Source organism: Halomonas denitrificans, assembly GCA_019800895.1.
Lineage (GTDB): Bacteria > Pseudomonadota > Gammaproteobacteria > Xanthomonadales > Wenzhouxiangellaceae.
Genome location: JAHVKF010000002.1, coordinates 171,547 through 196,010 on the forward strand (window position 1 = coordinate 171,547; position 24,464 = coordinate 196,010).

At 69.2% G+C, this 24,464-nt stretch carries 19 protein-coding genes; 13 read left to right on the plus strand and 6 right to left on the minus strand.

What is annotated here, in order from left to right:
* Positions 1 to 31: 31 nt before the first annotated feature.
* Together pyk and KUV67_04955 are read right to left on the minus strand one after the other, a co-directional pair.
* Positions 32 to 1,501 (minus strand): pyruvate kinase, encoded by a 1,470-nt coding sequence (pyk, locus tag KUV67_04950; protein ID MBY6204216.1) that lies wholly within the window; start codon positions 1,499 to 1,501, stop codon positions 32 to 34.
* Positions 1,502 to 1,669: 168 nt separating this feature from the next.
* The gene (locus tag KUV67_04955) at positions 1,670 to 3,439 is read right to left on the minus strand and encodes a hypothetical protein (protein MBY6204217.1); all 1,770 of its coding nucleotides are present in this window, start codon (positions 3,437 to 3,439) and stop codon (positions 1,670 to 1,672) included.
* Positions 3,440 to 3,743: 304 nt separating this feature from the next.
* Between KUV67_04955 and KUV67_04960 the strand changes: the two genes are divergently transcribed.
* From KUV67_04960 to KUV67_04970, 3 genes are all read left to right on the plus strand, one after another.
* The gene (locus KUV67_04960) at positions 3,744 to 5,081 is read left to right on the plus strand and encodes a hypothetical protein (protein MBY6204218.1); all 1,338 of its coding nucleotides are present in this window, start codon (positions 3,744 to 3,746) and stop codon (positions 5,079 to 5,081) included.
* 107 nt (positions 5,082 to 5,188) lie between these two features.
* The gene (locus KUV67_04965; GenBank protein ID MBY6204219.1) at positions 5,189 to 6,130 is read left to right on the plus strand and encodes a hypothetical protein; all 942 of its coding nucleotides are present in this window, start codon (positions 5,189 to 5,191) and stop codon (positions 6,128 to 6,130) included.
* Positions 6,114 to 8,198, plus strand: a complete 2,085-nt coding sequence (locus KUV67_04970; GenBank protein ID MBY6204220.1) for a protein kinase — start codon at positions 6,114 to 6,116, stop codon at positions 8,196 to 8,198. The genes KUV67_04965 and KUV67_04970 overlap by 17 nt, the downstream gene beginning before the upstream one ends.
* On the opposite strand, the gene KUV67_04975 is transcribed toward KUV67_04970, so the two are convergent.
* Complete coding sequence (locus KUV67_04975; GenBank protein MBY6204221.1) at positions 8,195 to 8,584, minus strand: MAPEG family protein; 390 nt, start codon at positions 8,582 to 8,584, stop codon at positions 8,195 to 8,197. The genes KUV67_04970 and KUV67_04975 overlap by 4 nt on opposite strands.
* Positions 8,585 to 8,690: 106 nt before the next feature.
* On the opposite strand from KUV67_04975, the gene KUV67_04980 reads away from it, so the two are divergent.
* From KUV67_04980 to KUV67_05015, 8 genes are all read left to right on the plus strand, one after another.
* A complete protein-coding gene (locus tag KUV67_04980) occupies positions 8,691 to 9,287 on the plus strand; it encodes a sigma-70 family RNA polymerase sigma factor (GenBank protein MBY6204222.1) in 597 nt (198 codons plus the stop codon).
* Complete coding sequence (locus KUV67_04985; protein ID MBY6204223.1) at positions 9,277 to 10,020, plus strand: anti-sigma factor; 744 nt, start codon at positions 9,277 to 9,279, stop codon at positions 10,018 to 10,020. The genes KUV67_04980 and KUV67_04985 overlap by 11 nt, the downstream gene beginning before the upstream one ends.
* A gap of 102 nt (positions 10,021 to 10,122) precedes the next feature.
* Positions 10,123 to 11,574: a DUF4331 domain-containing protein gene (locus KUV67_04990; GenBank protein ID MBY6204224.1), complete on the plus strand. Its 1,452-nt coding sequence runs from the start codon at positions 10,123 to 10,125 to the stop codon at positions 11,572 to 11,574.
* 71 nt (positions 11,575 to 11,645) lie between these two features.
* Complete coding sequence (locus KUV67_04995) at positions 11,646 to 12,899, plus strand: hypothetical protein (protein MBY6204225.1); 1,254 nt, start codon at positions 11,646 to 11,648, stop codon at positions 12,897 to 12,899.
* A gap of 54 nt (positions 12,900 to 12,953) precedes the next feature.
* A complete protein-coding gene (gene proB / locus KUV67_05000; protein ID MBY6204226.1) occupies positions 12,954 to 14,069 on the plus strand; it encodes a glutamate 5-kinase in 1,116 nt (371 codons plus the stop codon).
* A gap of 161 nt (positions 14,070 to 14,230) precedes the next feature.
* On the plus strand, positions 14,231 to 15,364 hold the full coding sequence (gene proB, locus KUV67_05005; GenBank protein MBY6204227.1) for a glutamate 5-kinase: 1,134 nt from the start codon (positions 14,231 to 14,233) through the stop codon (positions 15,362 to 15,364).
* Positions 15,361 to 16,641 carry a glutamate-5-semialdehyde dehydrogenase gene (locus KUV67_05010; protein ID MBY6204228.1) on the plus strand — a complete coding sequence of 427 codons (1,281 nt, stop codon included), beginning with the start codon at positions 15,361 to 15,363 and terminating at the stop codon, positions 16,639 to 16,641. Before proB (KUV67_05005) ends, KUV67_05010 begins: the two co-directional genes overlap by 4 nt.
* 189 nt (positions 16,642 to 16,830) lie before the next feature.
* The gene (locus tag KUV67_05015; GenBank protein MBY6204229.1) at positions 16,831 to 19,833 is read left to right on the plus strand and encodes a diguanylate cyclase; all 3,003 of its coding nucleotides are present in this window, start codon (positions 16,831 to 16,833) and stop codon (positions 19,831 to 19,833) included.
* Positions 19,834 to 19,864: 31 nt separating this feature from the next.
* Here KUV67_05015 and KUV67_05020 read toward each other — a convergent pair whose 3' ends face one another.
* Together KUV67_05020 and KUV67_05025 are read right to left on the minus strand one after the other, a co-directional pair.
* On the minus strand, positions 19,865 to 20,743 hold the full coding sequence (locus tag KUV67_05020; GenBank protein ID MBY6204230.1) for a DMT family transporter: 879 nt from the start codon (positions 20,741 to 20,743) through the stop codon (positions 19,865 to 19,867).
* Between the two features lie 126 nt (positions 20,744 to 20,869).
* Entirely contained in the window at positions 20,870 to 21,205 is a 336-nt protein-coding gene (locus KUV67_05025) for a YegP family protein (protein ID MBY6204231.1), read from the minus strand.
* A 465-nt stretch (positions 21,206 to 21,670) separates the two neighbouring features.
* On the opposite strand from KUV67_05025, the gene KUV67_05030 reads away from it, so the two are divergent.
* Complete coding sequence (locus KUV67_05030) at positions 21,671 to 23,116, plus strand: beta-lactamase family protein (GenBank protein ID MBY6204232.1); 1,446 nt, start codon at positions 21,671 to 21,673, stop codon at positions 23,114 to 23,116.
* A gap of 92 nt (positions 23,117 to 23,208) precedes the next feature.
* A complete protein-coding gene (locus tag KUV67_05035) occupies positions 23,209 to 23,976 on the plus strand; it encodes a hypothetical protein (protein MBY6204233.1) in 768 nt (255 codons plus the stop codon).
* A gap of 10 nt (positions 23,977 to 23,986) precedes the next feature.
* On the opposite strand, the gene KUV67_05040 is transcribed toward KUV67_05035, so the two are convergent.
* Complete coding sequence (locus tag KUV67_05040) at positions 23,987 to 24,322, minus strand: hypothetical protein (GenBank protein MBY6204234.1); 336 nt, start codon at positions 24,320 to 24,322, stop codon at positions 23,987 to 23,989.
* Positions 24,323 to 24,464 lie beyond the last annotated feature (142 nt).

Below are 24,464 nucleotides of genomic sequence, written 5' to 3' on the forward strand. Positions count from 1 at the left end.
GCCAACGGCAAGAGAATCCTGCCAACGCCGTTCAGAGATTCTCGAACTCGCCCTGGACCTCGCCGTCGTCGCCGACCTCTCCGGCGGTCACGATCTTCATCGTGTTGGTCCCGCCCTCCAGGCCCATCTCGTCGCCCAGGGTCAGGATCACGCGGTCGCCGGGATCGATCAGGCCGGCCCGCAACACGTGCTCGACGGCCTCGCGGCCGGCGACCGCGCCCTCGGACTCCTCCGAAGCGAAGAACAGCGGCTGGACGTGCTGGTAGAGGCGCATCCTTCGCAGGCTGGCGCGGTTCGGCGACAGCGCGATGATCGGCACCGGCGAGCGCACCCGGCTCAGCCAGCGCGCGGTCGAGCCGGACTCGGTCAGCGCGACCAGCGCCCGCACGGGAACGTTCGCGGCCAGGATGCTGGCCGCCATCGCGATCGCCTGGTCCGTGCGCTCGGGCTTCACGTTCAGGCGCCGCTGGGGGAGCATGGCCTGGACGTGGCGCTCGGCCCCCTCGCAGATCCTGGCCATGGCTTCGATCACGCGCGCCGGGTGGCGGCCGACCGCGGTCTCGGCCGACAGCATCACCGCATCGGTGCCGTCGATCACGGCATTGGCCACGTCCAGCACCTCGGCGCGGGTCGGTACGGGGCTCTCGACCATCGACTGCATCATCTGCGTGGCGGTGATCACCGGGCGGTTGTGCTCGAGCGAGCAGGCGATGATCCGCTTCTGCAGACCCGGCAGTTCGGCCTCGCCGATCTCCACGCCGAGATCGCCGCGGGCGACCAGCACCGCGTCCGAGGCCTCGATCACCGCGTCGAGGTTTTCGATCGCCTCCGTGCGCTCGATCTTCGAGACGATGTGCGCTTCGCCGCCGGCGCGGCGCAGCAGGGTCCGGGCCTGCTCGATGTCCTCGGCCGACCGCGGGAAGGACACGGCCAGGTAGTCGACCTGCCAGTCGGCGGCACGGCGGATGTCGGCTTCGTCGGCCTCGGACACGCCGGGCAGCGACAGGCCGCCGCCGCGCAGGTTCAGCCCCTTGCGGTCGTAGAGCCGCCCGGCGGTCTGCACCTCGCAGTGGATTCGCGTGTCCTCGACGCCGACGACGCGCATCGCGATCAGCCCGTCGTCGAGCAGCAGCTCCGAGCCCGGCTCGACATCGCCGGGCAGCCCCAGATAGACCACGCCGACCCCGGTTTCGTCGCCCGGCGGGGGCGGGTCCTCGGCGATCAGGGTGAACGACTGGCCCTTTTCCAGCTCGACCGAGCCGTCCCGGAACCGGTCGATCCGGATCTTCGGCCCGGCCAGGTCGGCCAGGACGGCGACGTCCGTATCCAGTTCGCGCGCCGCGGCGCGAACCATCCGGATGCGGCGGCCGTGGGTCTCCGCGTCGCCGTGCGAGAAATTGATCCGGACCACGTCGCAGCCGGCGCGGATCAGCGCTTCGAGGGCTTGCGGATCGTCGGTGGCGGGGCCCAGCGTGGCCACGATCTTGGTGCGTCGATTCATGGCCGCAGTCTACCGAATGCCGCCGCCGTTGCTGCGATGCATGTGGACCCGCAGGCCGCACGCGGGCGTGGCAAGACGCCGGACCGCAAGGCACGACGCTCCGGCGGGCCGGGGCGTCGTGCCTTGCAATCGACAGGCCGCACTCGGCGCCGGTCGATCAGCGCCGATTCAGTCGAAGGCCGAATCCCAGGACCGCGGGTTTCCGTGCTCATCGACGACCCGCGAGGTCGTGCCCTCCGGCAGCACCTGCAGGGTCTTGAGCATCTCGATCACCGAGTCCTTGTCGTAGTCGTCCAGCGCGGCCCAGGCGGTGTAGGCATCCATGGCTTCCCCGCGGTGCGCATTGATCGCCTGGCGCATGGTCGAATAGAGGCCGTGGTGGAAGTACGGCGGCTCGTTGGCCGCGCCCCAGAGGCGCTTGGTCAGGAACTCGCAGTTGCCGCCGTGGAACTCGTCGGACCCGCCGGGGAAATGCATGTTCAGCGTCTCGCAATTGGGGTCGTCGGGCCCGGAGGTGATGTCGTGCACCTTCATGTCGGTGAATGCGGGCACCCAGGTCGAGTCGGTCTGCGGGTCGACCGCCAGGCGCGGCGGATCCAGGCGCGGGTCGTTGAGATCCATGACCCAGTCGGGCGCATCACCCGGCTGCAGGTTGCCGTCGGGGTTGTACGGATTCGGTTCGACGAAGTTCCAGCCGCCGTCGGTCAGCGGCAGCGCCGGCACATGGCAGCCGCCGCAGCCGATGTCCATGAAGACCTGCTCGCCGTTCGACACGGCGGCTTCGATCGCCGGATGGCGCGGGATCACGCGACCGGGGACCGCGAGCTGGGCCTGCCAGGCCGCGGTCGCCGTGATGTCGGCGACGCTCAGGTTGTTGTCGAATCCGTCGCCGTCGTGGTCGCCTTCTCCGAAGCGCTCGGCGGCCTGCATCCCGTGGTGGTGATTCATCGCGTTGTTGGTGAACTGGCGCAGGGAAACCACCGCAGACGCCTGGTGGAAGGGACGGATGATCAGGTTGGGCGGCGAATCCGGGCCGGCCGAGGCCACGCTCGGCGGCACCAACCCCTCGACGCCGGAGGTGTCCCAGCTGCCGTCGGCTGCGCGAGCCAGCGTGCCGAACGAGACGCCCTTGCTGATCAGGTCGGCCGATCCGCCGGCCGGGATGTCGTCGCGGATGGCCTGCAGGTCCGCGGTCATCTGGCGGGCCAGCATCTCGATATAGCCCGAGCCGAACATGCCCAGCGTGGCGCGCGAGTTCGCGATCGTGTCGAGACCGACCGCATCGCCGCGTTCGTCGAAGGCGCCGCGGGTCGAGAACCCGGTCTCGCCCTCATCGAGCGCATTGAAGGTCGCGAAGTCGAAGCGCTGGCCGAGGACGAACACGTTGGTGACGAAATCGCCGCCGCCGCCCGAGCGCGGGATGTTGTGGCACGCGCCGCAGGACCCGGCATCCGGGGCCGAAATGCGGTTCATGTTGCGCGGGAAGTGCAGCGGCGAATCGGGGTCGGCCAGCGGCGCACCGGTGCCGGTCAGACCGGGCCGTCCGCCGCCCTCCTGCGCCGTGAAGACCGCGTCGAACAGCAGGCCGCCGTGGGCGATCACCATCTCGAGCGGGAGCATGAACTCCTCGCCGTCTTCCAGGTTGCGCGGCACGGCAACCTCCCGTCCGATGACCGGGTCGGGATCGAAGGAGCATTCCGGCCGATCGATGCCGATCATGCCGAGCACGATGCACAGCGACTGATCGATCGTCGTGCCGGACTGCGCGGCCAGTGGCGAGGTGCCAAGCCCGGCGGCCAGCGCGACCGAACAGGCCGCGGCGGTGAACCCGCCCCGACGCGATGGCGCAGCGAGTGGCTCGGTGCCGTGCTTTCGAGCGTCGTCGGCGGATCCGACGGGTTGACGTGCGCCGGACGCGGCGCGATCGCGGTTCTTCATCGAGATTCGACTCCCTTTGTGATGCGGTTCCGGGCGGAAGTTCGCTTTTGCCGCCCCCCTCATGATTCCGACCCATTCACCGCTTCGGCACTTCGAATCCAGGCTCCCGGCGTGCATTGACGGCATCGATCGATTCGGTAGGCGCAGTCTATTCCGATCCACGATCCGGACGCAAGAACGCGTGACGGGCGTCACGCTTCCGCTCGTCTCGATGGCCGCGGTGAGGCGTCGCCGGTGTGGATGGCCGTGTGACACGGAGTCCGTTACAGTAGCCACGGTACACAATCGAGCAAGGGGCAGAACCGTGAACCCGATCCTGAAAGCTTCCGCCGCCGGCGGACTTGCACTGTTCGGCGCGGCCGGTCCGGCCGTCGGCCAGAACGACGGCGGCTGGCAGGCCGACCTCGACTTCGAAGTCAAGGCGCACTACCGCGACAGCGACGACAACCGCTTCCCGGTCAATTTCCCCTTCACGCCGACGATGTTGCCCCCGGGCGAAACGGAGGGATCGTTGCGCACGGTGGAGCCGGGCGGACACTTCGAGGTCTCGGTACTGAGCCTGATCACCGATCTTCGCTACGGGGATTCCTTCGTCGGCCGCGCCAAGGTCGATTTCTTCGATCGCTACGACCGCAATCCGACGTCCGGCGACCGCCGGGTGGATATCGACGAACTCTGGCTGCAGTGGGGGTCGGACGCGCCTCCGGCCGTGGTGCCCGCCGAACCGTCGGGCTTCGTCCGCGTCGGCAAGTTCGCGAAGTTCGAGCGCCAGGACGACCGCCACCTCGAGAGTTACGGCCTGGTCTCGACCGCCTTCAATCGCTTCGAGGACATCGGCATCGCCGGCGGCCTGGACATCGGGCGAAACCTCTACCTTAAGGCCTCGATCACGCAGGGCAATCCGCTGTTCTTCCGCGATCCCAACGCGCTGGCCGGCGACAACGGCACCGACGCGTTCCTGGTGCCGAATCCCGAACCGAACCTGAACAGCGGCATCCCGATCTTCTACGACGCCGAGATCGAGGGGCTGGATACGGGCACGGGCCCGGAGTACGGCCTGGCCGCGGGCTACCGCTGGGCCGACGAGACCGGCCAACGCGCCTTCGACGTGATGGCCTTTGCCTACCAGCGCGAGCTGGAGGACTCGGTTTCCCTCGAAGGCACCTTCTACGGCGCGGACCTCGACTTCCTGCGCGGTCCGGGCAACGCCTTTCCGTATCCCGGCCTGGCCGGCGACGACAAGAACGAATGGGGCATCAACGCTCGTGCCTACATCGGCGACATCTCCATGTTCGGCCAGTTCGTCGACCAGGAAGCCGCGTCGCTGGGACGCCGCGGCCTCGAGCTCGAAGCCGCGTGGCGTATCGAGCTGCCGCTGGTCTGGGCCTGGGACGGGCGCCAGCTGTTCTCGCATGTCCAGCCGGCGATCCGCTACTCGCGCCTGGACAACGATTTCGCCAATCCCGAGATCACGCCTTTTCCCAGCGGCAACTGGGACTGGCGCAAGTGGGACATCGGCGTTCGCCTGCAGGTCCTGCCGGGGCTGGACCTGACCGCCGAATACGCCGACAACGAATTCGAGACCGCGTCCGGGGACGGCAGCAACGACGAGTTTCTCGTGACCCTGCGGTGGCGCATATGAGCGCCCGGACAGCGGATCGTCCGACGCGGCGTTCCCGGCCGCGTACGCCCCGACCGACCGCGACCTGTGCGCTTCTCGTCGGGGTGATCGCCATCTCCGGGTGTGCGATGCGCGAACCCGTTCCGGAGCCGGCGCCCGAGCCGGCACCGGCGACAGCGCCGACCGCCGCGCCGCCCGTTCCTTCGACGCCGACGGAATCTTCGCCACAGCCGACCCCCGAGCCCGAACCGACCCCCGAGCCCCAACCGACCCCCGAGCCGGAGCCGACCCCCGAGCCCGAACCCGCCGCGCAGCCCGAACGTACACCGGCGCCCGAGCGCGACCCGGCTCCCGAGCCGGCACCGACAGCCGACCCGACGGACGATGCGACGAGCGCCCCGGAAACCGACGCGACTGCGCCGATTACGACGCCGCCGGTCGAGCCACCGACCGCGGCCGACGCACGTCGCGCCCTCCAGGGCCGCATCGCGCTGTCCGATGGCGATGCCGTGGTTTCGGAGACCGTCGTTTACTTCGTACCCGACCGGATGCCCGCCGATGCGCCGTCCACGCCGGACTCGAGCTTCGAGATCGCGACCGAAGACAAGCAGTTCCGGCCGCTGGTGCTCGCCGTGCCGAGAGGCAGCGAATTGCGCTTCCCCAACCGCGACCCGATCCTGCACAACGTGTTCTCCGTGTCGCCGGGCAACGCCTTCGACCTCGGCGTCTACGGACCCGGCTCCGAGCCGGCCACAACGATGGACGCCACCGGCGCGGTGAACGTGTACTGCAACGTGCACCACGACATGCATGCCCACGTCCTGGTGCTGGACTCCCCGTGGTTCGTCCGCGCGTCCGACGACGGCCGCTTCGAGCTGACCGACCTTCCCCCGGGACCCGGCGTGCTGCACGTCTGGCACCGCCAGGCAGAAGCGTGGTCGATGGCCATCGAGGACGGTCCGATCGACCCGGTCGCGATCGAGCTCCGAATCGTCCGGCCGCAGATACCGGCCCACCTCGACAAGAGCGGCCAGTCCTACCAGCGGAGGGATCGTGACCCCTACCGCTGATTCCGCGCGAGGACTCTCGCTGGGCGCACGGCTGTTCCTCGCCTTCGGCCTGGTGCTGGCCCTGGCCGTCGGCGGCGCGATGCTGGTCAACGTGTGGCTGGTCCGCGACATCGCCACCGACGAAGTGCGCAGCTCGCTGGCCAGCAGCCAGTCGGTACAGCGCTACTTCCGCGAGCTTCGCGCCCGGCAGCTCGAACTGATCGCCGAACTGATCGCGTCGGACCCCTACTTCGGCAGCTACGTCGGCGAGGCGATCTCGTCGCCCGACGCCGAGCTGGCGGCACGCTCCGTCGGCGACCTGCTGCAGCAGTCGCGCAACGAGTTCGATCTCGACGTCGCGATGGTGCTCGACGTCGAGGGCGGCATTCTCGCCCGGACCGATCGCGCTGCCGTGGCCGGCCAGAACGTCGCCGACAACCCGCTGGTCGAACGTGCCCGCCGTTCCCTGGCTCCCGCCATCGGGCTGTGGTCCGGCGACCAGGCGCTGTACCAGGCCACCGTGCTGCCGATCGCCCGCGCCCGGACCGTGGTCGGGTTCCTCGTCGCCGGGATCGCGATCGACGACGAGCTGGCCAACGACGTCAAGCGGATCAGCGGCGCCGACGTGGCCTACCTCGTCGACGGCAATCCGCCCCGCGTCCTGGCCACGACCCTCGACGTGGCATCGACCGATCGCCTGGTCGCCGAACTGTCCCGGGCCGAGGCCGGTTCCGAAGACGGCCTGGAGATCGAGATCGGCGGCGACCGCTGGATCCTGCAGCGTGCGCCGCTGCGCGACGACGAGGGCGAGGACTACGGCTCGGCAGTCGCGCTGACCTCGCTCGACCAGGAGCTGGCCGCGTACCAGGAAATCCCGCTGCTCGTGCTGATCACCGGCCTGGTCGCCATCGCCCTTGCCCTGCTCCTGTCCTACCTGATCGCGCAGCGAATCCTGCGACCCGTCCGACGCCTGACCGCAGCGGCCGAAGCCGCGGCCGACGGCGACTACCGCCGCGACGTCGACACGGGCAGCCGTGACGAAATCGGCCGCTTGTCGCGTGCCTTTTCCAGCCTGCTGAGCACCCTGCGCGAGAAGCAGGACATGGAGGATTACATGGTCGACATGGTGCGGCACGCGCCGCACCGCGATATCGATTCGACCCGCAGTTCGCGCGTCGACACGGACGCTCCGACGGTCGACTTCGAGAACATCGACAACGACACGCCGATCCAGGACACGCAGCCGAACACGCCCGCCGCATTCAACCGGGCCGGCGTCGAACGCAAGCTCGGCCGACGCTACCGACTGCTCTCGGAGATCGGCAGCGGGGCGATGGGCGTGGTCTACCGGGCGGAAGACCGCGATCTCGACGAAGTGGTCGCGATCAAGATGCTCAAGTCGGGTTCGGTGACCGACGAGCGCCTGGAGCAGCTCAAGGGCGAGCTGAAGCTGGCCCGACGGATCACCCACCCCAACGTGCTGCGGACCTATGACTTCGGCATGGCCGAGGATGCGCCGTTCATCTCCATGGAATACGTCGACGGCCTGACCCTGCGCGAACTGCTTTCACGCCGGGGCCGCTTGCCCTACGGCGCCGCGCTACGGATCGCTCGCCAGCTCTGCGCGGGCCTGGAGGCGGTGCACGAGGTCGGCGTCCTGCATCGCGACATCAAGCCGGGCAACATCATCCTCGAGCCGCGCGGCAACGCCAAGCTCATGGACTTCGGCATCGCCCAGCAGAACCGGGCTGCCATCGATCCGCAGGACTACGACCTGGTGACGGGCACGCCCGAGTATCTTTCGCCCGAGCAGCTGACCGGGAAGCCGCCGAGCGTGCGGTCCGACATCTACGCGCTGGGCGTGGTGTTCGAGGAGCTGTTCACCGGCGGCATGCCGTTCAAGGGCACCAACTCGATGCAGGCCGCGGCCGCCCGTCTGGACATGGACCCGATCCCGCCGTCGCACCACTGGCCCTCGATCCCTCCGGAGCTGGACGCCATCATCCTGCGCTGCCTGGCGCGAGACCCCGACGAGCGCTACCCGGATGCGGAGAGCCTGTACAAGGACCTGGCCACGCTTCGAAGCTAGAACAGCGCCAGCACCATCAGGCCGACCGATGCACCGAACCCGACCACCCACGCGATGCTGCGCAGCGCGTGGAGATCGGCGAGATAGCAGGCCGTGTAGACCACGCGGGCGATGACGAAGGCCAGCGCCAGGCCGGTCAACCACGAACCCGTCGCCCCGGACAGCAGGGCCAGGAGCACGCCGGCGGCGAACACCGGGAAGGCCTCGATCATGTTCTGGTGCGAGGCCAGTGCGCGGGCACCGAAGCCCGTCAGGCGCGCCTGCTGCTGGCGCGGGTTGCGATTGTCGTAGCCGCGTCCCTCCTTCGACATCGCCCATGCGAGCGGAACCTTGGTCAGAACGATCATCAGCGCGGCGGCGATCAGGCAGTACACGGCAACGGTCATCGGAGAATTCCTTCGGCTCGACGTAGCGCAGGACTCTAGCACCTGCCTTCACCCCTCGCTCGAACGACCGCGTTACGCTCCCCCGACGAAATCGCGGGCCTGGTATTTGACGATTCCACCATCACGATCCGAACGGGACGGCGACATCGAGGGCCTGCTGCACCGGATTGCCGCGCGCGACCGCGGGGCGTTCGAGGCCCTTTACGGCGCTACCGCCGGTCGTATACTCGCCATCGTCCTCCGGCTCGTGCGCGATCGCGCCAGCGCCGAAGACGTACTTCAGAACGTGTTCGTCAAGGTCTGGAATCGATCGGATCGTTTCGACGCCCGGCGCGGCGACGGCATGGCGTGGCTGGCGACGATGGCGCGAAACGAGGGTATCGACTGGTTGCGCAAGCATCGTCGCGACGCACCCTCGGCGCACGACCCCGACGAGTTGACCGCCGGGGCACCGAGCCCGCTGGCCGCCGCCGACCGCGCGGCCAGCCGCAGCGCCTTGACCGAGTGCCTGACCGCGCTTCCCGAGGTCCAGCGCTCGTGCATCCGCCTTGCCTTTCTCGAAGGCCTGACCCACGGCGACCTGGCAGCTCGACTGGCCGCGCCGCTGGGAACGGTAAAGGCACGCATCCGCCGCGGCATGGCACGACTGAAGCGTTGCCTGGAGGGCACCGTGGACGGCAATGGAGGCGCCGATGAAGCTTGACGCCGAAACCCGAAGCCGGATCGCCGCCGAATACGCCCTCGGCACCTTGCGCGGCGGCGCACGCCGGCGCTTCGAGGCGATGATGCGCGACGACGCGGACCTGTGCGCCGAAGCCCGGGCGTGGCACGAGCGCCTGCTCGCGTTGTACGCCGAGCTCCCCGACGAGGTGCCGTCCGCGGCGTCGTGGACACGAATCCTGGCCCGCACCGGCCTGCTCGACAACGCACCGACCGGGCCCCGAGTCGGGCTCTGGAACCGCCTTGGCCTGTGGCGCGCGGCGACGGCATCCCTGGCCACGCTCCTGGTCGCCGTTCTCGTGCTGCCCCGCCCCGATACGGACCGGGTTCCGACCGGCGATCCGGTGTCCGACCAGGTGACCGTGCCGACCGGCGAAACGCCGCGTACGCTCGTCCTCGTGCTCAGCGACGAAGATGCCCGGGCCGGCTGGGTGATGACCGCCGAACGCGGCGATCTCGCCGCTCGACCGGTCCGCGAGCTGGCCGCGCTGGACGACCGTTCCTACCAGCTGTGGCTGATTCCGCCGGGCGAGTCGCCGCGCTCCGTCGGCCTGATCGATCCGCAGCGCTCGAGCGCGTTCGAATTGCCGACGGAGCTGGAGACGCTGCTGGCGCCCGGCACCACGCTGGCCGTGTCGCTCGAACCGCTGGGCGGTTCACCCACCGGCCAGCCGACCGGTCCGGTGCTGTTCAGCGGACAGGTGCTCGAACTGTAGGAAAAAAATATGTCCCGGGTGCATCCAGATCCGCACCCGCTTCGTAAGGCTTCGTGAACGCCCCGCATTCGGGGCGCCTCTCCCAACACGGAGCACCATCTAATGAACCATCCCATCCTCAAGCTCGGTGCCGCGTTCGGCCTGGCGGCCGCCCTCGCCTTGCCGAACGCCGCCTCGGCGGCCGACCACCTCGATTCGCCGCTGGTCCGCAACGATCCGGCCGCCGACATCAACGACCTGTTCGCCTTCATCAACCCGAACGACGCCGATGAGCTGATCCTGGCCCAGACCGTCGTCCCGGCCGCCGGCGTGGGCGCCCGTTTCTCGGACGCGGTCGAATACAGCTTCCACATCGACAACGGCATGGGCTCGATCGAGCTCACCTGCACCTTCTCCGGCAACGGAGCGCGCGTGGCCTGCACCGGCCCTGACGGACTGGCTGCAGCCGGCCCGATCAACCAGACCCACGGCGGCACCGGAATGCGCGTGCACGCCGGGCGCTTCGACGACCCCTTCTTCTTCGATCTCGTCGCCTACATGGAGACGGTCGACACGTTGATGCCGCAGTTCACGATGCCGGGCGACGACTTCTTCGCCGACCTCGGCACGCTGGCGATCGTAGTCGGCATCGAATCCGACCGGGTCTCCGCTGCGGGCGAGGCGCCCGTTCTGAAGGTCTTCTCGACCACCACCCGCACCGCCGGCACCGGCATCCAGTCCGGCTTCAGCGGCTCCTGGTTCCAGCCGGAAAACAGCGGTCACGGGGTGACCGTGCAGGTGCTCGAAGGCACTTCGCCCTCGGCCGCCGATCGCCTCTATGCGATCTGGAACGTCTACGACAACGAAGGCAATCAGGCCTGGGTCTACGGCGTCGGCGAGATCGACGGGAATGCGTCGACGTTCGAGGCATTCATCACCGCCAACGGCGCGTTCCCGCCCCTGTTCGGTGGCGGCCAGCCCGACGTCCGGCCCTGGGGAACGTTGACGCTGCGCTTCGACTCCTGCTCCGCCGGCGAGCTCGAGTACTCGACCAACGCCAGCGGCTTCAACGCGATCGGCACGATCGAGCTGACCCGCCTGACGTCGATCAAGGACCAGGACTGTGCACTGCTGACCGGCGGAGCCATCGACCGGATGGGCCGGCCGGCGATCAACACGGCGCTGATCGACCTGCTCCAGGACACGGGACTGACCGATGTCTACAACAGCACCCACGATCCGATGGACTGGGGCCAGTTCACCGGCGAAATCCAGGCCAATCTCGAAGCCCTGGATACGCTGGACGGTGAAACCGGCAACGCCTTGCTGCCAGCCGCCGACCTCGCGGGCGTTCTCGTCGACGACCGCCTGGTCATCGATGTCTCGGTGCCGGCCTGCGACGCCTACCTCGCGGTCGAACTCGGCGTGGCCGGCCAGTGCGGCGGCCGGACGCTGTCGCGCGACGTCATCGACGACACGCTGGGCGCCACGGTCGGACCGGGCGTCAGCGACAACGTCGGCTTCAGCAGCCCGATCCGCAATGACTTCCCGTTCCTCGGCGAACCCGGCTCGTAAGGTTTGCCCACGCCCAACTTCGCGCGCCGGTGCCGCCGGCGCGCTTTCCCTTCGTCTCCAGGAGATGGACCATGCAATCTGCCTTATCGAAACGTCTCTACGCCGCGCTGGCCCTCTTGATCCTCGGCGCTGTTCCCGCTTCGTTCCTGCTCCATGCCGACGGCGCCAAGGCCAGCCCCGAGGCGCGGGCCGTCGTCGAGGCGTCCGGCGAAGCGGCGCACCCGGCCTACCCCTCGACGGTTCGCCAGCAGCCAACCACCTCGGGCGAGGTGTACCGCGCCAACCTGGATGCGCGCATCGATTCGCTGACCGCCCGCCATGCCGCGGATCCCGGCGGACCGGCCTCGGCAACGCTGGCCGCACTTCATTTCCACCGCTTCAAGGTGATCGGGCGCGTCGATGACCTCGACCGCGCACTGGCGATCGGCAACCAGCGTCTCGAAGTCGATCCCGACGATGGACGGGCCCGCCGGGTGCGGGCGCACATCCTGGCCGGAATGCACCGCTTCGATGATGCACGAAGCGATCTCGAGCACGGCGATCGCCCGTCGGACGGTCTGCAGCTGCAGATCGCGCTGGCGACGGGCAACTATGCCGCGATCCGGAGCGAGTTCGACGCGATCCTGCAGCCGACTGACGATTTCTACCGCACGGTGCTGCGCGGCAACCTCGCCATGCTGAACGGCCGCCTCGATACGGCCAGCGTCCTGTTCCTGCGTGCCCAGCAGATGTACGACGACAGCAACCCGTACCCGCTGGCCTGGCTGCACACCCAGCAGGGCATCGCGCTGCTGAGATCCGGAGACTGCACGAACGCAAGCCGCTTCTTCGCCGCCGCCGTCGATCGACTGCCGGACTATTATCTCGCCGTCGAGCACCTGGCCGAATGCGAGCGACGACTGGGGGACATCAGTTCGGCCCGGAAGCGCTACCGCAAGGTCATCGCGCAGACCGGCCAGCCCGAGTTCATCGGCGCCCTCGCCGACCTCGAGCGGGATGCCGGCCACGGCGAGCTCGCCGATCAGCTCGACGCCCGCGCCGAACGGGAGTGGAACCGCCTCCTTCAACGCCACTCGCTGACCTTCGGCGACCACGCCGTCGACTTCTTCCTCGAGCGCGGCCAGCCCGAGCGGGCCCTGGTCCTGGCGCGGGAGATGCTCGAACGTCGACGGGACGTGCTCAGCCTGGCCCTGCACGCCCGCATCGCATTCGAGAACGATTCTGCAGAAGAGGGCTGCCGTTCGATCGCCGCGATCGAGGCGACGGGCCTGACGCCCCCCGAGCGTTCCGAGCTCGAGCCGCTGGTCGCTCGCTGCAGCGGCTGACGGGCCGGCGCGCGCACGGTCGATCCCGGCATCCCGTGCCGTAGACTCCGAGGGATGGATACAGGCCTCCTGAACGGTGGCGGGACGCTCGTCGTCAAGGTTGGTTCGTCGACGCTGATCGACGAACGCGGCCGTGTCCGGGAGCGGTGGATGGGCGCATTGACCGAGCGCCTTGCAGCCCGGACGGGGCCCGTCGTGATCGTCTCCTCCGGCGCGATCGGCCTGGGCCGGGTCGCGTTGGGCATCGAGGGTCGCCCCGGCTCGCTCGCCGAGGCGCAGGCCGCCGCGGCCGTCGGGCAGATCGAACTCGCCCGCCGATGGCGCGAGGCCTGGGAGCAGTGGGGCCGGACCGCCGCCCAGGTGCTGCTCACGCTCGGCGATCTCGAGGACCGGGGGCGCTTCCTCAATGCGCGCGACACGCTCGAAACCCTGCTGGCCCGGGGCGTGGTTCCGATCGTCAACGAGAACGACACGGTGGCCACTTCCGAAATCCGCTTCGGCGACAACGACCGGCTGGCCGCCCGGACCGCGCAGCTGGTCGGTGCGGACCTGCTGGTCCTGCTCAGCGACGTGGCCGGGCTGTTCGACGCCGATCCCCGCACCACCCCGGAGGCGCGTCGCATCATCGAGGTCGACCGGATCGACGACCGCATCGAGACGCTGGCCGGGCCGGCGGGCTCCACCGGCTTCGGTACCGGGGGCATGGTGACCAAGCTGGCCGCGGCGCGAATCGCGACCGAGGCGGGATGTCCCGTACTGCTGACGCTGGGCCGGACCGACGATCCGTTCGGCGAGGTCGAAACCGGCCGTGCAGGGACCTGGTTCCACCCGGTCGACCGGCCACTGAACCGGCGCAAGCAGTGGCTGCGCGGTCTGCAGAATCACGCCGGGACCTTGCTCATCGATACCGGCGCCGCCGAGGCGCTGGCGCGCGGTGCAAGCCTGCTGGCCAGCGGGCTGGTCTCGGTCGAGGGCCGCTTCGAGCGCGGCGCGCTGGTCCGGGTCACCACCGGCGCTACGGTGATCGCCCAGGGCCTGACGGCCTACGCGTCGAGCGACCTCGAGCGCATCCGGGGCCGGCAGAGCAGGGAGTTCGCCCGTCTCCTCGGCCATGCGGGACGCGGCCCGATCGTGCATCGCGACGACCTGGTGCTGTTCGCCGCCAGCTGAGGCCGCGGCGCACCCGAAGCCACCGACGACGGGCCCGGGTCCATCGGTCCGGAGACCGGGCCCGGCCCGATCTCGCCGCCCGCCCTTGAAAAACCGGACCCGCCCCTCAATGCCTTACGGTTGGCCGCATTCCTGCTGTACGCAGTACCCCTTCCAACACCATGAATCACGAGCTCATCAAGAATGGCTCCGGTACGCTGGTGGTCAAGATCGGTTCGTCGATCCTGATCGACGACGACGGACGAGCCCGCCAGTCCTGGATGACCGGGCTGGTCGAACAGCTGGCCCGTCGCCCCGGTCCGGTGGTCATCGTGTCCTCGGGCACGATCGGCCTCGGACGCGAGGCGCTCGGCCTGGACGGACGACCCGGCTCGCTGGCCGAAGCCCAGGCCGCCGCCGCGATCGGCCAGATCGACCTCGCGCACACCTGGAGGACCGCCTGGGCGAAATCGGGCCGCAAGGCCGCCCAGGTGCTGCTCACGCTGGGCGACCTGGAAGACCGGAAACGCTACCTGAATGCCCGCGACACGCTCGAGACGCTGCTCGAGCGCGGCATCGTGCCGATCGTCAACGAGAACGACACGGTGGCAACCGGTGAGATCCGCTTCGGTGACAACGACCGGCTGGCGGCACGCACGGCTCAGCTGGTCGATGCCGAACTGCTGGTACTGCTCAGCGATGTCGACGGCCTCTACGACGCCGATCCGCGCACGTGCGAAGCGGCGCGCCGGATTCCCGAGGTGCCCGTCATCGATGCCTCGATCGAGGAGCTGGCCGGTGCCGCCTCGACGACGGGCTTCGGTACCGGCGGCATGGTGTCGAAGATTTCCGCGGCGCGGATCGCAACCGCAGCGGGCTGCCCGGTCCTCCTGTGCAGCGGTCACGGCGAGGGCGACCCGTTCGAGCCCGTGGCGAACGACCGCGCGGGCACCTGGTTCCACGCCGCCGAACGACCGCTGGTGCAGCGGAAGCAATGGCTCCGCGGCCTGCAGCTGCATGACGGCGCCCTGCATGTCGACGCGGGTGCCGTGGCCGCGCTGGAAGACGGCGCCAGCCTGCTGGCCAGCGGAATCATCCGGCACGAAGGCGAGTTCGACCGCGGCGCCCCGATCCGAATCGAAGGGCCCGCCGGCCTGGTCGGCCAGGGCCTGAGCGGCTACTCCTCGGACGAGATCGAAACCATCCGCGGCGAGCACAGTGATCGGATCGAGTCGATCCTCGGCTACGCCGGCCGCGGCGCGGTCGTCCACCGCGACGACCTCGTGCTCTATCAACTGGACGAATCCCAGGAATGAATTCAATGGCAACAGAAACCACTCCGTCTCCCGAAGACATCATTCACCGCATGGGCCCGGCTGCGCGCGACGCCGCGCGACAGCTCGCCGGCTCGAGCCGCGAAGCCCGCGACGAAGCACTTCGCTCGGCCGCGGCGTCCATTCGAGAACAGGTGGCCGAGCTGCTCGAAGCCAACGCGCGCGATCTCGAGGCCGCGAAGCAGCGCGGCCTCGGCGGTGCGATGCTGGACCGGCTCACGCTGGACGGGGATCGCGTCGAAGCAATCGCCGCAGGACTCGAATCGGTCGCCGAGCTGAACGATCCGGTCGGCCGTGAACTGGCCCGCTGGCAGCCTTCGAACGGGCTGGACATCGCTCGCGTCGCGGTGCCGATCGGCGTCATCGGCGTCATCTACGAGAGCCGGCCGAACGTGACCGCCGATGCCGCTGCCCTGTGCGTGAAGTCCGGCAATGCGGTCATCCTGCGCGGGGGCAGCGAAGCCGTTCACAGCAACCGGGCCATCTACCGCGTGCTGGCCGATGCGCTCGAGGCCTCGGCGCTGCCGGCCGCGGCAGTCCAGATGGTGCCGGACCAGGATCGTGCGCTGGTCGGCGCCCTGCTCCAGGCGCACGAATACGTCGACGTGATCGTTCCGCGTGGCGGCAAGGGTCTGGTCGAGCGTGTCCAGAGCGACGCCCGCGTTCCGGTGTTCGCTCACCTCGACGGCAACAACCACCTGTACTGGCACGGATCGGCCGACCCGACCATGGCGATCGACGTGATCGCGAACGCCAAGCTGCGGCGACCGGGCATCTGCGGCGCGCTGGAGACCCTGCTGGTCGACGCCGGCGCGGTCGAGCACCTGCCCCGGTTGGTCGATGCCCTGGCCGATCGCGACTGTGAAGTGCGGGGCGACGATCGTGCCCGTGCCGCCGACTCGCGCATCTTTGAAGCCAGGGCCGAGGACTGGGACACGGAGTACCTGGACAAGGTGCTGGCGATCGCCGTGGTCGATGACCCCGCCGCGGCCATGGACCATATCCAGCGCCACGGTTCACGGCATACGGACGGCATCCTGGCCGGCGACGGCGCGGTGGCCGAAGCGTTCCTGGCCCGGGTGGACTCGGCGATCGTCATGCACAATGCCTCGACCCAGTTCGCCGACGGCGGCGAGTTCGGCTTCGGTGCCGAGATCGGCATCGCCACCGGCCGGCTGCACGCGCGCGGCCCGGTCGGCCTGGAGCAGCTCACGACCTTCAAATACCTCGTGCGGGGATCGGGCCAGACGCGGCCCTGACCGCGTTTCGAACCGCCGGGCACCGTCAGCGGCGCCCGGCATCGCATCTCGAAGGCGCCCCGTCGTAGACTGTGGGCAGACCGTCCTCGAGGTGCCGATTCCTTGGGTCCCCGTCGCGCGGCCTCGCGCCCGACCACTGCTCCGCCCATCGCCCCGATCGGCGTCCTGCCGACGGCGCGCCTCGTTTGCGTGCTGCTGGTGCTGGCCCTCGGTCCAGGGCCGGCGAACGCGCGCACCGACCCTTCGCCGACCGCGCCGCTCGACGTCACCGACATCTCGCCGCCGTCGTTCGAAAGCTTCACCGGCAAGGACGGCCTGTCCGAGGAGATCTGGAGCACCGTCGGCTTCGATGCGGACGGATTCGCCTGGGCCGGGTCGGCCTCGGCGCTGGCGTGGTTCGACGGCTACCGATGGCACGACGCGGAGTTCGATGCAGCGCGCAGCCTGGTTCGCGACCTGGCCCGGACGCCCGACGGCACCTTGTGGGCCATCTTCGAACGCGAGGGCCTGGCCAGCTTCGATGGTCATCGCTGGGCCCTGAGCGGCATCGAGGGCTATCACTACGGTTTTTCCTCGTATCGCCGGCCGGATGGACAGACCGTCCACTATGTCGGCCAGAACGACCGCGTCCTGCGTTGGGTCGGTGGCGAATGGCGCCTCGACCCGGGCCGCATTCCCGGCCCGCCGGGCCGGGCGATCGGCATTGCCCGAACGGAAACGCTGTTCGGCGAACCGCGCGAGTGGCTGGCCGTGGCGCCGGGCCGCCTGCTCTGGCGTCCGGCCGACGAAGAAGGCGCGGACTGGCGTCGGCATCCGACCGACGAGTTCGGCCTCGACCTGGCCCTGTTCACCGACCTGGTCCGGAGCGACGACCGGGGACGCGAGGAGCTCTGGGTCCTGACCTACGGATCGGGCATCGCGAGGCTGACCGAGGGCGGAATCGACCGCTGGCGGGCGGCGGACGGATCGCTGCCGACCGAGGCGATCTATTCCGCCGTGCCGACCCGGGACGCGAACGGTCGACGCACGCTGTGGATCGCCTCCCGCGCCGGGCTGCTGCAGCTGACCGGCGACGCGCTCCAGGTGCACGGACGGTCCGACGGCCTCCCCTCCAACGCCGTGCGATCGGTCACGCTGCAGCCCGACCAGGACGGCAGCCCGGTGCTCTGGATGGCGACCGAGGGTGGGGTCGTTCGCACGCACCTCCAGCCGAGCCCCTGGCAGGTGGTGTCCCGCCTGGGCGAGGCCGACAACGGCATCTTCGGGGTGCTGCTCGACGCCGATGACCGCGGCCGACAACGGGTCTGGTTCGGCAGCGCCCGCGACGGCCTGGTGAGGCTGTCGGCGGAGGGCGAGACCCGCTGGCCCGCGGCGACCGGCAAAGGCCTGCTGCGCGGGATCACCGCGCTGTTCCAACTCGACCTCGACCCGTCCGCGCCCGACCGGATGCTGATCTCGACCGACGCCGGAGCGCTGATCGAAATCCTGCCCGACGACCGCTTCGTCGCCCTCGACGCGCCGTTCCTGGATGCCGGAACGCCGGCCATCTCGGCGCTGGTTCGCCAGGGACCGGAGGGCCCCGAGGCCTGGTTCGGGACCCGGGGCGGCGGTCTGTGGCGATGGCGAAACGACCGGTGGAAGCAGGTCGCGTCACCCCGGCCGCCGGTCAACCTGTGGGGCCTGACCGAGCAGGTCACCGACGACGGCAGCACGTTTCTCTGGATGGCCAGCGATCGCGGAATCGCCCGTTGGGATGGCCGGTCACTGGACTTCCTGGCCGCGTCGGTCGAGGCGGCGGACGGCGGCTATCGCGATCTCGAGCTGGTCCGGCACGACGGAGGTCTCGAGCTCTGGGCCTCCAGCTTGCGGCAGGGCGTGGTGCGCTTCGCGGTCGACGACCCGGCCACGATGGTCCGGATCGAAGACAACGCGATTCCGCCGCCGCCCGACCCGACGGTCTACAGCGTGTTGCAGGATTCGGCAGGGCGCATCTACGTCTGCACCAACAACGGCGTCCAGCTGTTGATGCCGACCACCAGCGGACGCTACGCGGAACGGGTCTTCCGCCGGTCGGACGGATTGGTCCATGACGAATGCAACACGGGGTCCCAGGCCGTCGATGCGTTCGATCGCTACTGGGTCGGCACCCTCGCCGGTCTCGGCGTGTTCGATCCGGCGCTCGCGGTTCGGATCGGCGCCGTGCAACGGCATCCGCTGGTCCTCACCGGCGCGAGCGCCGACGGCACCGCGGTCGCCCTCCGCGGCGCCGATCGGATCCGCGTGCCCGCCGGCACCCGCCGCCTGAGCGTCGACTACGTCCAGCGCACCAACCGTCGCGAATCCGAAAGTCGCTATCGCAGCGAGCTGGTCGGCTACGATCCGGCACCCCTGGAATGGACGAGCGAGGCCGGCCGCCGGTTCGGCCGACTCCCGCCGGGCGAACACCGGCTCGTCGTCCAGGCCCGGGACTTTGCCGACGTCGAGGCGAAGCCGCTGGAGCTCACGGTGGCCGTCGAGCCGCTTTGGTGGCAGCGGACCGTCGTCCGATCGGCTGCGGCGCTGCTGATCGTTGCGCTGGCCGCGATCGGGGTGATGGCCTACAACCGGAGCCTTCGTCACCGACAGGACCAGCTGCAGCGCCAGGTCGACAAGCGGACCGCCGAACTGAACGCGCTGAATACCCGGCTGACCGAACTTTCCTATCGCGATCCGCTCACCGGCCTCGCCAATCGCCGCAGTCTGACCGCCGATGCCTTCGAGATCCTCGAGGACGCCGCCCGGCGTGGCGCGCCCGTCGGCGTCGCGCTTCTCGACATCGACGGTTTCAAACCCTACAACGATCGGCACGGCCACCTGGCCGGCGACAGCGCGCTGCAGGTCGTCGCGCAGCTGCTGCGCGAAGGCGTGCGTAGCGGTGATCGCGTCGCACGCTTCGGCGGAGAGGAGTTCGTCTGCCTGCTGCCGGGTGCCGACGCCGATGCAACGAAGCGGATCGCCGACAACCTTCGCACCGAGATCCAGCGACGTACGCCCGAGGCGCTCGGCACCTCGGGGGTGACGATCAGCGCCGGCATCGTGTCGGCGATCCCGAAGGGTGCCGACGCGCTGCCCGGCCTGCTCCATCGCGCCGACCTCGCGCTCTACGAAGCCAAGCGAGCGGGGCGGAACCGGGTCGTCGATTCCGATCGCTGAGGGACCGCCGGACCCGGCGATGCCGGCGACGTCAGGCTCGGCGCGCCAGCCCGATCACGCCGGCAAGCACGACGGCGAAACCGCACCATTGCAGGAGGGTCAGGGACACGTCCAGCATCCATGCCTCCCCCGCCAGGGTGAGTACCGGGGCAAGAGCGATCAGGCTGGCGGCGATCGAGGCCCGGGTCCGGTCGAAGACCTGGTAGAGAGCGATCGCGAAGATCGCCATGCCGAGACCGGCCACGGCCAGCGTGGGCGCCGCCAGTCGAACCGTTTCGACCAGTCGAGCGTCGAACCAGGGCAGCGCCAGCAGAAGCACGCAGAAGCCGCCGACGACCCGACCCGCCGCGACCGTTTCCGGTCGGCGATCGTCCAGCGCCTTCTTGGCGATGACGTCGGCCAGGCCGATCAACGGCAGCGTGCCGAGGAGCAGCCAGAACGGCCAACCCAGTCCGATGCCGTCGCCGCCACCCTCGACGTTCATCAATGCCAGTCCGCCACAGACCAGCACGATCAAGCCGCGCGTGATCCACGACGGCCGCTCGCCGAGGAGCAGCCAAGCCGCGGCCGCGGTCGCCACCGGGTAGGCCGACTGGAACAGCGCGCGATTGGATGCGCTGGTCGCCGTCATCGCAAGCAGGCCCATCAGCGGAACCGCGCCCGACCCGAGCGCACCGACGGCGAGGACCGCCAATGCGGACCGCCGATCGAGGTCCAGCAGGCGCCCGCCGTGGCCACGAGCGATCACCCAGGCGAGCACCAGGCCGGCCGCGACGCCCGTGGTGAGCACGGCGACCGCGACCGGCGTGCCACCGGCCTCGAGGGCAAGCTTCTTGGCCAGCGGAACCGCGCCGAGCGCACCCACCGCAAGGCAGGTCCAGGCAAGGAAGCGGGAAGAGATGGCGCTCAAGATGTGCTCGGTGCAACGGCGAGCCGATCGCTCCGGCCCGCCGGCGCGCGATCGGAGCGGTAAGCGTGGGACTGCGCCGAGAACCGCGCCCGTCGGACGGGAACGCGGTCCCGGCGCAACAGACGGTCAGGCCGTCTGGTCGTCGATCGTGGCGCCGGCCGACGACGTGGCCACGCTCTTCATGCCGTTGCGGCAGCCCGACTCGGACGAGTAGGTCTGGCTCGTGCCGATGACCTGGCCATTGGTCGCCTTCAGCCGGAAGGTCCACTTGCCCGACGGCGTCTGGTGGCACTCGAAGCGATCGGGGTTCTGCGAGTTCTTCTTGACCGACTCGACGCCGTTCATGCAGCTCGGCTTCTTCGCGTACCCCTCGCTGCCGAGAATGTTCTGGCCGTTTCCGGCCTTGAGTCGAAAGCGGAACTCGCCGGCCTTGTCCTTGTAGATCTCGAATTTTCCAGCCATGGTGTCTCCCTGATTCGTCGATGGATTGTGTGGGTCGCGATCGTGCGTCGACGCAGTCGGCGCCCTGCCACGATACGCTGTCACGCGGTCCGGTATGCCGGCACCGGTGACGGCGGCATGACAGGCCGACGCGGCGCTTCACTCACGATCGTTCGCCTGGCCCGATCCTCGAGAGCGGTCTGCTTGCTCGTTACCGTCGAGAAACGATCGTGACGGTACGACCGTACAGACGCGATCATGAATGCGGGATCAAGCATAGCCCGGCGCGATACGACGGACAAGGCGGACCCCGAGGTCCGACCACGCATCGGCGATGCACCTCGGCGGCAGGAGTCCGAACCGGCTCGCGGAGCGCACGCCTCGGTGCCGCGACCTTGGCCGTGGATTGCTGTCCGCAATTCGTTGCGACCCTTTCCCTTGCTCACGCGTCCTGTGCACTGGAGCCCTCACCTCGAGCACACTGCCATGCGCATTCTTCACAACACACGGGTTGTCTTTGCCTTCGTCTGCCTGTCGTTCGCCGGTTCGCTGGCCCATGCCGCCGACCTGCCCGACACGCCGGCCGCCCAGCGCCTGAACGAACTGATCGGCCTGATGGCCAATGCGACGCCCGATCGAGTGGCCGACTACGTGGGAAGGCATTACACCGACGAGTACGCGGGCTTCCTGCCGATCGACCGGCGAATCGCGAGCTTCATGGACTGGCATCGCCGCGGCGGCATGCAGGTCGTCGAAGTGCTCGAAAGCCGGCCGGAGAGGATCGACGTGATCACGAAGCAGGCAGCGACCGGAGAGCGCTGGATGCTCGGCGTTCAGGTCGAGGCCGAGGAACCGCATCGCGTCGAGCGGATGATGGTCGGGCGCGCCCCGATGCCCGCGATCGAACGGCCCCTGTCCGAACGCGAGGTTGCCGAGCGCTGGCTGGCCTATGTCGGAGAGCTGGCCGAGCGGGACCTGTTCTCCGGCGCAGTGTTGATCGCACACGACGGCACCGTCCTCGGCCAGGCGGCCTGGGGCCTGGCCAACCGCGACTTCGACGCGCCGAATACCGTTCATACCCGCTTCAACCTCGGCTCCATGAACAAGACCTGGACCGCGGTCGCCATTGGGCAACTGGTCGAAGCCGGCAAGCTGGCCTTCGATGATCCCCTGTCGAAGTTCATCGACTATCCGAGTGCCGAAGCGGCATCGGAGATCCGCATCGAGCACCTGCTCACCCACACCTCCGGCCTGGGTAGCTACTTCACCGAGGACTACGACCGCACCGCGCGCAAGACCCTGCGTACCGTCGACGACTTCCTCGCCCTGTCGGCCGGCCAGGCCCCCGCCTTCGAGCCCGGTACGGACTGGCAGTACTCCAATACCGGCATGATGGTGCTGGGCAAGGTGATCGAGGTCGTCAGCGGAGAAAACTACTTCGATTACATTCAGCACCATGTCCTGGACCCGGCCGGCATGGATCGATCCGGCTGCTTCGAACTGGACCGCGTCAACGACAACCTGGCCGTCGGCTACGCCGAGCGCTGGAGCCGGGACGGGGCCGAGGTCGTCAACAACGTGTTCGACCACGTCGTTCGCGGCGGCCCGGCCGGCGGCTGCTACTCCACGGTCGGCGACCTCTTCCGCTTCGCGAACGCGCTCACCGATGGGACACTGGTTTCGCCGGCCATGGCCGAGACGCTGACGACCGGCAAGCCCGAGATCGGCTCCCCGGACTACGGCTACGGCTTCGGCATCCACCCGGGCCGCGCCCTGTACGGCCACTCCGGCGGATTCATCGGCATCAGCGCCAATCTCGACATCACGGTCGATCCCGCCGGCTGGGTGGTGGTCGTGCTGGCCAATACGGAGACCAGCCGTGCACCGACGCTCAAGGCGCGACAGTTGATCGGCGTGCGCGAGTCGGAATAGACCGGACCCGGCTGGAAATCGAACGGCGACTGGCGCATGATGACGGCGGCCCGCGGGAGGCGGGCCGCCTGTCCTTCGAGGGAAGATTCACCATGAGCCTGCCGTCCGAACTGGCCGGGACTCCGGTCGCGGAACATGCTGCACCGCGCGGAATCCAGGTCTACCGCAACCTGCACCTCTGGCTCGCCACCGGGCTGGCCATCACGCTCGTGGGCTTCGCCCCGACCTACTTCCTGAACCTTCGCGACGCGACCTGGTTCCAGCACCTGCACGGCCTGTCGGCCACCCTATGGATGGGCCTGCTGGTGGTGCAACCCTGGTTGGCGACGCGCGGCCGGCTGAAGCGGCACCGCAGCTTCGGCATCGTCGCGCTGGTGCTGGCCGGCATGGTCGTCGCCTCGGGCCTGGCCGTGCTGCCGTTCAACATCGAGAACGCGATCGAAGCCACGAGCAGCCCCTTCGCGCCGGCAACCTTCCTCTACGGCGTGACCTTCGTCGACCTGCTGACCATCCTGGGCTTCCTGGTCGCGGTGCTGATGGCCACCCTCTCGATCCGCAGTCTCGACGACCACGTCCTCTGGATGGCCTCGACCCTGTTCTGGGTGCTGATGCCGGCGCTGGCCCGCCTGTTGACCTTCGGCCTGCTGGTCACCGTCGGTCCGGGCGACTGGACGCTGGTCGACACGGTGTTCTGGACGGCGTTCCCGATTCTCGGCCTGCTGGTCTACCTCATGGTTCGCATCCGGCGTGCGCATCCGGCCCTGGTGCTTGCCGCGGTCGGAAACCTCGGCGCCCTGTTCGTCGAGCCGATCGGCAACAGCGAATCCTGGCGTGCGCTGTGCAACGCCGTGTTCCTGTAGCCCAACGCCGTTAGTCGAACACCTGCCAGGCCAGCGCATAGGCCGCGAACAGCGTGCCGGCCAGGACCACGGTGGAGATCACCGCGCCGGCCACCACGACCGGCAGCGTGCGGTAGTCCTCGCGCCTGGCGAAGGCCCGATCCATGACCACGGTCGACAGCACGATGCCGCCGAACCCGCCGACCACGGCGCCGCCGATCCCCGCGAGCGCCATCGTCGCGGCCAGGCGGGCCGGGAACCAGACCGCCGGCCGGCGGAAGAACACGCCGTAGACCATCCCCAGCAGCCAGAAGCCGAGGAAGGCCACGAAGAAGACCAGCAGGAAGAACAGTGCAATCTGTGGCAAGAGACGAGCTTCGGGATCAGGGACCGACCCCGATTATGGCAAGCATCGCGGAACGGCAGCGCGTCGGCCGGCGCTCGGGAATCCCGCGCCGTCCGCGCAAGGCCCGCGCCCGCACCCGCGTTGCGCAGGAAATCCCGGTCGG